The sequence below is a fragment of the Streptomyces sp. NPDC096311 genome (assembly GCF_044763085.1).
In the GTDB taxonomy this organism is placed as follows: domain Bacteria; phylum Actinomycetota; class Actinomycetes; order Streptomycetales; family Streptomycetaceae; genus Streptomyces.
On the sequence record NZ_JBIWFN010000004.1, the window covers coordinates 393,552 to 405,563 of the forward strand.

Genomic DNA, 12,012 nt, shown 5'->3' on the forward strand with positions numbered 1-12,012 from the left:
GCCCGACTCTCAAGCACTGGTAGTAGCACCCTCATCGGAACACGAGTTCGCCTTCAGCTTCCGCCTGAAGGCCGGAGTCGCAGTCATCCCAGGGTGGCCAACCCTGAAGACCCCTGAGTTGTGTGCGGATCCAGAGTGCAGTCCGGTGTAAGGCCTGACCACGATAGGCGCCATGTATCCGCACACTGCCTGAATCTGCTTGGCGTTCCACCCAAAAGAGAAATCACTTTAAGTGACATCAGCGTGAGAGAAGGGGATCTGGAGTTGAAACTGAGTCGCGCAGGAACAAAACTCAAGAGCCTAACCCGGAAGCCAGAGTTCCGTGTCAGCATATTCGGTGCTGCGGCCGGATTTCTTGCTTACACGGTTCCGAGCGCGGTTGTTCCACTCAGTGTGGCTGCTGGGGTATCTACGGTGGTAGCGATGTTTACCCACAAAAACTAGCTCCCAGTAAATTCCCCTTCGGTCTTGGATCTACCGGTCCACCTCGTCGGATAGCAGCGACGGCAAGTGAGCTGTGACTGATCCGATTCCAGGCGGTTATTTTGGCGCTCTCCCTGTTCCTTCACTCTCCCGGGGAGAGTGTCGCCACGTAGTCCTGCAGGCCAAGTTCCTCGCGGCAAGGAGCATGACAGTCGCGGTTCGCACCGTGAGACGGGGCTACCAGCCCCTGCTAAACGCTCCCCTGTCCCCCGTAGCGGACCGACGAAGACTGCTCGTTGTCAGTGCCTCGTGCTCCAATCGGATGCTGGCGGATGGTCTCTCGCGGAGGTTCAAGTGACGGACGGTGCAGCATCTTTGACCAAGCGGGTGGGGGACCTCTCCCCCGCAGCCCGCGGCTCTGGCCGTGCGTTGCACCGGCCCCTGCTCCTGCTGTGGGCCATCGGTCAGGCGCTTCAAGGGCGGGGCGAGTATCGCTGGTCTGCTCTGCGCGACGCCGTAGAGCCCTTGCTGACGGCATACGCGGGAGCTCCCAGTACGGCTCAGAGCGTCGTGTATCCGTTCTGGGCGCTGTGTGGCAATGGCCTGTGGGAGGTTGGCGAGGTTGAGGGGTTGGCGCTCACGAGCGGCGGCCGGAGGCCGACGCTCTCCGCGCTGAACGAGGCGGATCCGCTCGCCGGGCTCCCTCAGGCCGACTTCAAGCTGCTGTCGCAAGACGCTGAACTTGCAGCGAGGATTGCTGGAAGTGTGCTAATGCGCTTTTTCGAACCCCTGCCGGCTGGACTTCTCGCGGCCGTGGGGCTGGAGGAATTGTTGGCGGGCCGCATCGACTCGTCTCTTCGGCCCCGAGTAGGGGAACCGTTCACTAACCGCGACACGATCGCTGACGCCTGCGGTGGTAACCGTGTCTTGGGCATCACCCCGCTGGCTGACGGCATCCTGACGGTCTACTCCGACGACAAGGGGCCTTACGCCGACAAGCGGATCGAGGGCACCGACTTCATCGCCTACACCGGCGATGGGCTCGCCGGCGACCAGCAACTGCGCGGCGGCAACAAGTCCATGCAGCGCTACCAGGCAGAGCAGCGCGCCCTGCGCTACTGGCACAAGCCCCACCGCGGACAGTGGACCTTCGAGTCCTGGGCCGTCATCGTCGAATGCCACCGCCGCTGGGGCCGCGGCGAGGACGGGAAGATGCGACGGGAGTTCGCATGGGTCCTCGCACCCGTCGTCTCACCCCTACGCCACACCTGGCCCCAGCACGTCCTCGACGCCCTCGCCGAAGACGACGGCCTCGTGCACGACCACACGGCCAACACCCCCCTCGGAGAAACGGACGAAGCCGAGACCCTCAGCGACCTCGATCGATACCGCCGACTCGCGGCAGCAGCCGGACGGACGGCCTCGCGCCGCACGCAGAGGTCACGCCGGACTGAAGTCGACCGCTACTTCCGCTCGCCCGCCGCGCGTGAAGCAGTCATCATCCGCAGCGGTGGTGCGTGCGAGAACCCCAACTGCCTAGGACACCCCGCCGAACGCACAGACGCTGGTGCACCCATCCTTGAGGTCGACCACGTCAACGAACTCGGTAACGGCGGCGACGACATCCCCGAAATCATGATCGCGCTCTGCCCCAACTGTCACGCCCTCAAAACCCGCGGAAGCAACCGGCGGCAACTCCGCGCCGCGCTACTCCGCATCGCGCGCCAGCGCCACCAAGCCTTCCTCGCAGGCGCCTAGTAGGACCACCTGCACGCAGACCTCGGTTCCGTTTACCCGAACCCGCGGCGCCGTGCCCAGCTCCCACCCCGACAGGGCAAATGTGACCACACTCGGATCGCAACGATTTTCAAGAGCGTTAGTTTACGCAGAGTGAACGGATGGGTACGGCTCAGGGGTCAGTGCGAGGTTGAGCCTTGGGGGGCAGCATGAGGGTTTCGGAGTACTACAACCTCAATCGCGGGCAGGGAACTCTGGATTTTGTCGATGTGGACACGGTCATGGACGTCCCTGTCTATATCGACCCCAGCACGATCCGTCACTTGTCTGATGACTGGGGGAAAGAGTGCATCCAGATGCTGACGACGTTTTTCGATAGCGTCCTCGATGCAGTGCGACACGGCGATAAATCGCGTTCCGACTATCTTCTCGGCAATCTCGGCGAACCAAACGAAACTCACCTCGGCATCTCTAAGGGGAAGAGCGCCGGCAGAGGGTTCGGCAAGCAGATGAGTGAAGATTTCGCCGCCAAGCTGGCTAAAAGCCAGGCCGCGAAGTCTGGGCTGATTGAAGATCTGGAGGACACGGCTTTCTTTATTGACAGGGTCGATAAAGACATCGTTTCCGACATCACGACAAATATCATTCGCGGCCCGCTGATCACATACACGCGTCAAATGGCAGCCGCCTTCGGTATCCCGCTTGAGGAAGGCGTCGATAGTGGGCCCGTATGGAATGCTCAGGCCTTGAAATGGGAAATTGGGCTCACCGAACTACCTATCGCGGACGGAGAGAAACTCCTGCTCGTTCCGAAGGTTATCGTGCGCCGAGACCTTCACCTATCGCGATCAGATTACTACAAGAACCACCTAGTTCCGACACTACAGTCCGAGGAGGAAGCAGACCCGCGCAGCAAGCTGGTAACCGTACTCAAGAGTGGCAAGAAAAAGGTCTTCAGGAAGGATGTTGAGGGTAAGTATGGTTCCACTAAACCCGACGTGACGCGAGAAACCCTGAAGCGTCCGTCAGTTTACCGGCACTTCAAGGAGATCAAGGCGGAAATTGCTCCCGACGTAATCTCCCACTCCGAGCTGAGTGAAGCGAATAGTACCCCGCCGCCGGACTACCAAGCACTTCTCCAGGCGGTGATAGGTACACCTACAGGAAACGCAGAAGCAAATAACTACCACGCTCGCGTTGAAGCGCTGCTCACGGCGCTCTTCTATCCCTCACTCGCCATGCCGGAAATGGAACATGAGATTCATGATGGTCGAAAGAGGATCGACATCACTTACACCAATAACGCGAAGGATGGATTTTTCGGCTTCCTGACGCGACACAAGATTCCGGCGCAGTATGTTTTTGTTGAATGCAAAAACTATGGGCGGGAAGTCGCGAACCCTGAGCTGGACCAGATCTCGTCCCGCTTCTCTCCATTGCGAGGGAAGTTTGGAATTCTAGCGTGTCGGTCTTTCAAGGATAAAGATCGATTTCTCAGTCGATGCCGTGACACGGCCCTCGACCACCGTGGGTTCGTCGTAGCGCTGGACGACGGTGACATGGAAAAGCTGGTTACTGATGTGACGGCTTCCATTAACTGGGTGCCCCCGTTTCCGCCGCCGGCACAGCCCACCGTTCCGCCGCGCGTGGAAAACTACCCGCTTCTGCATGAGCGTTTGAAGCTGCTCGTTAGCTGACGCAAGGCGCTCTGTGCTCGCGCTGACCTCATACCGTGTGCCACCCCTCACCAGGACGCGCGTCGGCGCAGCACGATGCCTTTAAGAACCGTCTGCGGAACCTCCCTGGGCAGCAGCCAAGTCGCGTAGCGTCGCGGTGTGCTGGCACTTTTCGACTTGGACAACACTCTGATCGACCGCAGCGTGGGCCTTGAGAACTGGGTCCGCGGTTTCATGCGTTCGCGCCGATTGCCACACGAGGCGGAGTCGGTCATCTGTGATCGACTCCGGGAGCGGGCCTACCCGGCGGACTTTGTACACCTGCGGGAGATGCTCGGTCTCAGCGACGATCCGGGCGACCTCTGGCACGAGTACGTCGATGGTGTCGCCCGTTCGGTGCGTTGCTTCCCTGGGATTCGGGACGGGCTCGACGCCCTGCGCGGTGCAGGCTGGGCCCTCGGAATTGCGACGAACGGCGCGGTCGACATCCAGCGCGCCAAGCTCGACGCGACTGGGCTCACCCCGCTCTTCGACGGCATCTGTATCTCGGAGGAGGTAGGGGCCCGAAAGCCGGAGCGCCGCCACTTTGAGGCTGCGGCTGCGGAGTGCGGCGCCATGCTGAGCGCCGGAGGGTGGATGGTGGGTGACAACCCCGCCACGGACATGGGAGGGGCAAGTGCGGCCGGACTGCGGACGGTCTGGGTGGCCAGTGGCCGTCAATGGACTGATGGCCTCCGCGAGCCCGACGCCGTGGTGCAGCGTGTCGCGGAGGCCATCGAGATACTACGAGAGCTGACGGTCTAGGTCGGGCCACAGTGCGGGCCTGTGTGCAGCTCCTCTATTACGAGCGCGAGATCCGGCGACGTGTCCTTGAGCCCCGTCCACCGCCCCATCACGACGGCTGCAGCGTCAGCCAGATTAGAGGGAAGACCGGCCTCTTCCAGGGCGTGCGCCGCCTCTTTCATCTCCGGGCCCCAGCGCCATGACCGAGCGGCGACCTTCGGGAAGTACGCGGTCTCGGCCAGGTAGCTGGTCGTACGTCCTTGGGCGAGGTCGAGTAGCTCCGCCTCCACCCCGTGGTCACTGGCGAGGGCGTAGGCGACGGCGGCTAGGGCGCGGCTGGCTTTCTGGTAGCTGCTGTATGACAGCTTGAGAGCGGACGCCTGCCCGATCCCGCCCGACAGGGGACGTGCCTGCACGGCGCTTCCGGCGAAGAGCTGGACAACCGCCGACAGAGCCTCGGCCGGTCCAGAAAGGTAGAGGCGAGGGCTCTTCGACTCCGACGGCGGGGACCCGATCACCGAGGCGTCCACCACGGTCGACCCGGAGCGCCGCAAGATGGCGCTGATGTTGGCCATCGCCGCGGGGGCGACGGCGTTCCCATCGACGTAGATACGAGCGTACGAGCACGCCGCGACGGCCCGTGCCACCTCTTCAGCGGCGGCCGGCGGGCACAGGCTCAGGATCATGTCGGCTTGCTCAGTCATCTCGCTGAGCCCTCTTACCGGCGTGAGTCCATACCTCTCGGCGCGTTCCTTGGTGCTCGCGCTGCGCCCGTCCGGGCACCACAGAACCTCGGCGCCGCAGAGTCGTGCCTGAGCGGCGACGGCCGCCCCCATGCTGCCGGGGTGCAGAATGCCGAGCGTCGTCATCCGACAAGCTCTCGGATGTTCCGGCTCTCGGCTGACACGGAGGCGTCTAGGGCGTCGATAATGGCGTTGGCCGACTCGGTCGGGCTGAGCTGGTCGGTCCGAAGGGTGAGAGTCCACGGCTCGGTTTCGTGGGCCAACAGATCCTCGCGAGTCTCGTGCCAGACCTCGACCCGCGCCTCTATGTCCTTGTCGGCGCGGTCGGTGGAACGCGACTCCGTGATGGCCAGAGGACACCACAGGAGCACCCGGACCCAGCGAAGAGGGAAGACCGAAACTGCACCGGCGCCGACGACCTGCCCCATGTGTAGAACGGGGATACGGCCGTCGTCGACCAGGGCCGCGACGCCCTGATGGTCGATGGCGTACTCAGCGTCGTAGCGGGCGTTGCGGTAGAGGAGTTCTCCCGCGCGCGACAGTTCTTCGATGCGGTCGCTGGTCGTGAGCCGATATCCCGTCGTGCGCCCCGGGCCTGCCTTGAGCCGCTGAAAGAGCGCGAACTCTGGCCGGAGCCGTGTCAGCTCGTGGGTGATGGTGTCCTTGCCGGAGCCTGGAGGCCCGTACAAGAGCACGCCAGATGACGTCACAGCCCACCACCACTCAGCACATCGCGCGCTTCGTCGACCAGGGCGACGGCCGCGCCAAGGCGGTTGTCCACGACGAAGTGCGGGCCTTGGGGGCGCAACTCCAGATTGAGCGACGACACGTACTCATCCCACGCCTCCATCTTCCAGGCGTCGCGGGCGGCTCCACGGAACTCGATGTACTCGCGCATGGATTCAGGGTCACATTCGACCCAGATTGTTGCGACAGAAACCCGCTTTGAGCGGCAGCGGTTGTGAAAGCGCTGCATCCAATCGGCCTGCGAAAACTCAGAGACGAACGGGGCATCAAGGATGGTCGAAATTCCACAGTCCACATTGTCCCAAGCGGCCTCCATAAGGCAGCGGTATTCGAGGGGGCGGACCTTTTCGCGGTAGAGAGCGGAACTCCGGTCGTGCGCTTCGCCGCCGAGCGCAATCAAAAGTTGGTCGACCAAAGGGCGGGTCAGCGAGTCCTTGTCGAGGATCGGCCATCCAGTCAGGCCGCCGAGGAATTTAGCGAACTCGGACTTCCCGGAGCCAGCGAACCCGCCGACCAGCACGACCGTGGGGCCGTCAGTGGCACCGCCGCTCGTCCGGCGCTGCCATGCGTCGACAACTCGGTTTCGCAGCGCCTCGCTGTCGACGCCGTCTGTACCGTCTCGAATGCTACTGAGTGCCTGCCGTACGGCTTGCGGCTGTTCGTCGTGTGTTTGTGCTCGCGGGGCGGGAAGCTGTGCGGCGGCGGACTCCACGGGGGCATCCTCTCCGGGCAGGGCTCGACGGAAGCCAAGTTGCGCTTCATTGCGTCGGTAGAGTCGGCAATAGGCCCGCCGGTAATGCGGACCCGGATATACCGACCCTTTCTCGTGGCCCCAGATGGTTTGGAAGTTCGCGGCAATATTGAAGCCGTGACGCTCCGCGATTTCGCGAAGCTTTTCCCCCGTGTCTTCCAGGGTGAGCCCGATCTGTTCGCGGTGCTTGCGAAGAAGTTCGGGGTTCCAATCCGGGTGCTGCCGAGCCATCTGCCCCTCCTAGATAGCTATTCGGAGCCGCGAGTGTAGCGGTCCGAGTAGGCTCATGGAACGTCGTGATAGAGCATGTATAAGCGGATGTGTAAAAGTGCCGAGACTTTCTCAGGTAGTGATACGTGATACCGGGTTTCGCGCCGTGGCGGTGAACTTGTGCCCACACCGAACGAGGAGGTGCACATGCCCCATGGCGCAGCCACTCACCCACCCCGGCTTGCGGGAAGCTCAGTTTCCTTCGAGGGTCGCGATGCGTCGGCGCAGCTCCCCGACCTCGGTCCTCAGCTTTTCGACTTCCTGGCGCAGCTCCGTCACGGTCCCGACCGGATCGGCGAGCTGTGCGGTCCGTGCGGCATCCGGAGTCAAAAAGGCTCCCTTGCCTTGGTGGCTTACCGCGAGGCCGTCCGTCGTCAGTTGACGGATGGCGGCGCGGGCAACGGTCACTGTGACGTCGTAGCGCTTCTGGATCTGAGCGAGCGAGGGAAGCTGCCCGCTCTCGGCGAACTCGTCATCCGCGATCCTTCGGCGCAGGTCGTCGGCCACCTGCTTATAGGCAAATCTGCCGGTCCACTCGACCATCTGCACCCCAAGTCTCGTCTCGGTCTCTGCCTCATAGTGCCTAAGTCGCAGAGGTAGAACCAGCGCCCCACGCTCCTTGTTCCGTAAGCAGACTTGACGCACTGTGCCTCACAGTGCACTCTGAGACAGAGTTGAGCAGGCGGTTTGGCCTCGACAGGGACCGAGCGCTTGCAAAGCCTGATTGACCTGCACCAACGCCCTGAGGGCTCCGTGAAACGGGCTCGAAGGAAGCGGCGGATCTTTGACAACTCAACAGCGTTCTAGATCGACGGGGTGCAATTCCCCGTTCCCGTGACGACCGGGCGAGATTCGTCGGCGGCCACTTCCCCGCGCACCGGCTCTGGACAACATCCCTCGGGATCATCCCTCCATTCCTGGAGGTCAGCCCTTGGTGATGCCACCTGGTGTGCGCCGCCCTGCTGGCGTCAGAGCAGTCACGATGACGCGCCCGATTCTCCGGCTCGGGACCGGCCTGCCGTGGCAAACGGCAAGCCGGTAAAGCCGGCCCGCCTCCGCAGCGCGGATCTCTGCTGCGGTCGGTTGCCTCCCCCGCCCGTCTGGCCCTGGTGGTCATACGGGCGGGGCGTGGGGAGCCGGATGTACCCGACTTCAACGGCGCGCGGCTCCCAGGTGGCGCCCCGGGAGCCGCTGTTCGGGCCGTTCCACCGGTTAAGGAGCTACGACCCATGAAGCACATCGCTGCTGTTCAGGCGGTTGTTACCGCCGACGAGTTCGACCGCGAGCCGACGGACGCCGAGCTGGACGCGATCGAGCGGGAGCTCCCGCTCATCTTCGCGGAAGTCGAGTTGCTGGACGTCCGCATCAGCCTGCTGGACCGCACGCCCTCCGAGCTGGACCAGCGGCGTATTCGCCGCGCCTGCAACAAGGTGCTGACCGTACGCCGGGACCTGTCCAACCGCCTCGACTCTGGCGAGGCGGCGTGATGGACACCACCTCCACGAAGTCCCTGAGCAGGGGCCAGACACTCGTCTTATGCGCCACCGCGGTGCCCATGGTCGCGTTCGGCGGTCTGGGCGCGGTGGGCACCTACAGCAACATCACGAGCGTCTTCCACCGCTCCGCCACCGCGCTCGGTGTCGTGGCCGCGGGTGAGGGCGCGACGCTGGTCTTGGCGCTGACCCTGGTGGGTCTGACCATGCTGGGCCAGTCCTCCCCGGCAGCCGTGCGGATCGGTCTGTGGACCCTTCCCGCCATGGCCTCCCTCACGGGTGCGGCCGTGGCGAAGACGACCACGGAGGCCGTGGTGTTCGCCATCACCCCGATGGCCATGTGCGTGTCCGCGGAGGGCATGGGCCTGCTGGCCCGCCGGATCGTGGTCTACCGCACCGGAGTTGACGCCGAGGCCCAACGCCGCAACGCGGAGGTCATGCAGCGGCTCGCGTACCACCGGGCCCGCGCGGCGAACCACCCCGACGAGAACGCCCGCAAGGCGTCCGAGCTGGAGTCGTGGAAGCTCGCAAAGCGTGTCGGCACGGGTGACGCCCAACTCGGCTCGCACCTGGTCGATGTGCAGCGTGAGCGGATGACAGCCGGCGCGGGCGCGGCCCTTGCGGGCATGTTCGCTCTGCCCATGACGGCACCCGCTGTCGAGGCCGCACCCACCCGGGAAACCCCCGCGATCGAGACCGTGTCCGTCGAGAGCGTCACGCCCCCCGTGACACCGGAAGACACGCAGGTCAAGCCCACTGCGAAGACGATCGTTTCGGAGCCCGTCACGCCCGTGACGCCGGAGGCCGTGACGCCCGTGACGCCGGACGGCGCACCCGTCGCACCAGAGGCCGAGGAGGACACGGTGCGGCTGCCCGTCGAGGGCGCCGTGACGCTGGATGAGGTGGCGGCCGTCACGGGCGTGACGACCCCGGAGCCGGGCGTGCCGCTGTCCGACGCACAGCTGATCGTGGTGCTGCGTCACCTGCGCTACCTGGTCGACCCGCCGCTGTCCTACCGGCAGGCCGTCGCCTCGTTCCGGGCGGCCGGCTACGTGGGCGGGGAACAGCGCGTACGGACCGCGTGGGGCGCGCTCATGTCGCAGGAAGAGAACACCCCGTGAGCGCGGTCTACGCCGACTGCTACGACCCGACCGGACTCCGCTACGGCATCCCCGCCTACCCCTACCGCCTTGCCCCGAAGGGGCTGGCCACCCGCCGTCAGCTTCGCGGCCGGGGCTTACGTCCGGGCGGTCAGCCGATCGCCGCGCAACTCATGCGGGTCAACCGGCGGGCCGGTGGTCACCAGGTCGCCTATCTCTACCGCATCGACCTGGCCAAGCCCGTTAGGCCGATGACCTCCCGAAAGTGGGGCGCGCTCGCGTTGGCGATGCTCGCCCGCCGCACCTGTCCGAAGTGCCGTCTCGACGTCGGCTACTGCATCCCCCGCTCCTACGGGATCTGCGGCATGTGCATCACGGCCGAGGAACAGTGCACCGCCTGAACATCCGTCACCTCGTGAGGAGTTGCTCTGTGAGCACCCAGACCGCCGTCGCCGGTAAGGCCGTCGGCTTCCACTACGTCCTGACCGTCCAGACCCGCAGCGGCGAGCAGCTGACCGTGTCGTCGGTCGCCACCTTCGACCCCGCGTACTTCTCCCGCTCTCAGGCCTACCAGGAGATCCGGGCTATCGCCGCGGACGAGCTGGGCCACGGCGACTTCACCGTCTTGTTCTTCTCGCTGGAGCCGGACGCGTTCTAGTTCAGCCCGGCGCGGCCCCGCGCTTGCAGGCCAAAGGGCCGCGCCGGCACCCCGACCTCTTCGAGACGGAGCACTCCAGCATGACGGAACTCAGCACAGAACCGGTAGCCGTCGAGGCTGCCCCCACCGCACCACCCCCGCCCCTCAACACCCCGCCCGCCCCCACGTCCGCCTCGGCAGAGGTTGACCACACGCCCGGTGGCTGGCCGGTAATACCCCTGGCTCTGTCGGGTGCGAACACGACCGTTGGCATGGTCGCCGCCGCGTCCCTCGCGGGCGGTCCGATCGCCGCCATGGTGGCCGCTACCGGGGCCGTTGTCCTCGGAACGGTGGCAGCCGCCCGCTCCCGCACACCCAACGCACGCCGCGAGACGCGGCGCGCTGCTGCTCGCACCGCAGGCCGGACCGCCGCCCGCACCACAGGCCTGCGCCATGGCGGCGCGGGCAGGGCCGGGGCCGGGAGCCGTTCGCTCGCCTCCCGCTCCGGCCGTGTGCCGGGCCAGCATCGCCGTGGGACGGGCGCCGTCGCAGGTCATGCCAGTACCGCTACGGACGGCAAGACCCGCAACGGTGCCGCGCACGGTTCACCCAAGCGCGCGCACGGTGGTGCGGGTAAGGCTGCGGGCCGGGCCGGCCAAGTGCGGGCGTTGCGTGCGGCGCAGCAGGCTGCGGGCGGGTCGCGGGCTGGGCAGCGGGCGCAGACCACCGCGGCCCGCCGCGCGGTCGCCGATGCCCGCCGCAACGCCAAGACCACAGGCGGCGCCGGCCGCTCGGGTGGTCTGGCCGGTCAGATGCTCGGTGGCACGGCTCATAAGGCCCGTGCTGTACGCGATGCGGCGATCGCCAAGAACCGCGCACGGCGGGACAACAAGGCCCGCGCCACCGTCGACGCGCAGCGCAGCGCGGTCCGCAAGGCACCCGCCCGCAGGGCAGCAAGGCAAGCACTGCAGCGTTCTGCGGCCCGCTTCCACGGTCGCCGCCTGCTCGCCGCCCTGCTCGCCCTCCCGGTCGGCCTGCTCGGCTTCCTGACCAGCCCGATCGGCCGCAAGTTCAAGCTGCCGTGGCTCATCCACCCCGGCCGGCGCCTGTACCGGCGCCTCTGCCAGACCGCCCGCGAGCAGCGCAACCTCCGCGACGACGCGATCCGCGAGGAGCTGCACGACCAGGAGGCCGCAGCGGATGCCGAGGCCACCCAGGACGGCACCGACGGCATCGCCGACCACGTTCAACGGCCCGCCGTACAGGTTCCGATCAGCACGAACACGCCTGTCATTGAAGGAGAGAACGTGTCCGGCTTCCGGTTCGAAGAGGTCGCTTCCGAGATGGAGCAGGCCGCCAACTCCTACGACCCCGAGGACGCCATGGAGATCCTCGCCATGGTCGAAGGCCTCCCGGCCGCGCTGACCAGCGTGGCGAACGTGATGAAGATCCTCGCCGAGCGCTCCGACAACGAATTCCCGCTGGAGAAGGAAGTCGCGGACGCCTTCAACGACATCTTCGGCGCCCTGATGAGCGCCGTCGCCGTGGCGGAGGACATGGGCCCGCTGTTCAGGCAGGTCCACGCGCAGGACATCGCCCGGCACGAGGACCCCCGCAACGGACCGCAGGCAGAGAAGGGTTGGAACGTCTGA

General features: G+C 65.5%; 12 protein-coding genes. 8 read left to right on the forward strand and 4 right to left on the reverse strand.

The window, feature by feature from the left end; genetic code table 11:
- Window positions 1-798: 798 nt before the first annotated feature.
- The 3 genes from ACIRA5_RS13395 to ACIRA5_RS13405 all read left to right on the forward strand — a co-directional run bounded on the left by ACIRA5_RS13395 (window position 799) and on the right by ACIRA5_RS13405 (window position 4,640).
- A complete protein-coding gene (locus ACIRA5_RS13395) occupies window positions 799-2,181 on the forward strand; it encodes an HNH endonuclease (RefSeq protein ID WP_403690386.1) in 1,383 nt (460 codons plus the stop codon).
- 188 nt (window positions 2,182-2,369) lie between these two features.
- Window positions 2,370-3,857: a hypothetical protein gene (locus ACIRA5_RS13400; protein WP_403690389.1), complete on the forward strand. Its 1,488-nt coding sequence runs from the start codon at window positions 2,370-2,372 to the stop codon at window positions 3,855-3,857.
- Between the two features lie 138 nt (window positions 3,858-3,995).
- Window positions 3,996-4,640: an HAD family hydrolase gene (locus ACIRA5_RS13405; RefSeq protein ID WP_403690391.1), complete on the forward strand. Its 645-nt coding sequence runs from the start codon at window positions 3,996-3,998 to the stop codon at window positions 4,638-4,640.
- Here ACIRA5_RS13405 and ACIRA5_RS13410 read toward each other — a convergent pair.
- From ACIRA5_RS13410 to ACIRA5_RS13425, 4 genes are all read right to left on the reverse strand, one after another.
- Entirely contained in the window at window positions 4,637-5,488 is an 852-nt protein-coding gene (locus tag ACIRA5_RS13410; protein ID WP_403690393.1) for a DUF1932 domain-containing protein, read from the reverse strand. The genes ACIRA5_RS13405 and ACIRA5_RS13410 overlap by 4 nt on opposite strands.
- Window positions 5,485-6,072, reverse strand: coding sequence for a guanylate kinase (locus tag ACIRA5_RS13415; protein WP_403690396.1), 588 nt, complete (start codon window positions 6,070-6,072; stop codon window positions 5,485-5,487). Before ACIRA5_RS13415 ends, ACIRA5_RS13410 begins: the two co-directional genes overlap by 4 nt.
- On the reverse strand, window positions 6,069-7,091 hold the full coding sequence (locus tag ACIRA5_RS13420; RefSeq protein ID WP_403690399.1) for an AAA family ATPase: 1,023 nt from the start codon (window positions 7,089-7,091) through the stop codon (window positions 6,069-6,071). Before ACIRA5_RS13420 ends, ACIRA5_RS13415 begins: the two co-directional genes overlap by 4 nt.
- Before the next feature lie 231 nt (window positions 7,092-7,322).
- Window positions 7,323-7,673: a GntR family transcriptional regulator gene (locus ACIRA5_RS13425; protein ID WP_403690713.1), complete on the reverse strand. Its 351-nt coding sequence runs from the start codon at window positions 7,671-7,673 to the stop codon at window positions 7,323-7,325.
- A 686-nt stretch (window positions 7,674-8,359) separates the two neighbouring features.
- Between ACIRA5_RS13425 and ACIRA5_RS13430 the strand changes: the two genes are divergently transcribed.
- From ACIRA5_RS13430 to ACIRA5_RS13450, 5 genes are all read left to right on the forward strand, one after another.
- Window positions 8,360-8,617, forward strand: a complete 258-nt coding sequence (locus ACIRA5_RS13430) for a DUF6284 family protein (protein ID WP_403690402.1) — start codon at window positions 8,360-8,362, stop codon at window positions 8,615-8,617.
- Complete coding sequence (locus tag ACIRA5_RS13435; RefSeq protein WP_403690405.1) at window positions 8,617-9,744, forward strand: hypothetical protein; 1,128 nt, start codon at window positions 8,617-8,619, stop codon at window positions 9,742-9,744. The genes ACIRA5_RS13430 and ACIRA5_RS13435 overlap by 1 nt, the downstream gene beginning before the upstream one ends.
- A complete protein-coding gene (locus ACIRA5_RS13440) occupies window positions 9,741-10,124 on the forward strand; it encodes an RRQRL motif-containing zinc-binding protein (RefSeq protein ID WP_403690409.1) in 384 nt (127 codons plus the stop codon). Before ACIRA5_RS13435 ends, ACIRA5_RS13440 begins: the two co-directional genes overlap by 4 nt.
- A gap of 29 nt (window positions 10,125-10,153) precedes the next feature.
- Entirely contained in the window at window positions 10,154-10,381 is a 228-nt protein-coding gene (locus tag ACIRA5_RS13445; protein WP_403690410.1) for a hypothetical protein, read from the forward strand.
- A 251-nt stretch (window positions 10,382-10,632) separates the two neighbouring features.
- Window positions 10,633-12,012: a hypothetical protein gene (locus ACIRA5_RS13450; protein WP_403690412.1), complete on the forward strand. Its 1,380-nt coding sequence runs from the start codon at window positions 10,633-10,635 to the stop codon at window positions 12,010-12,012.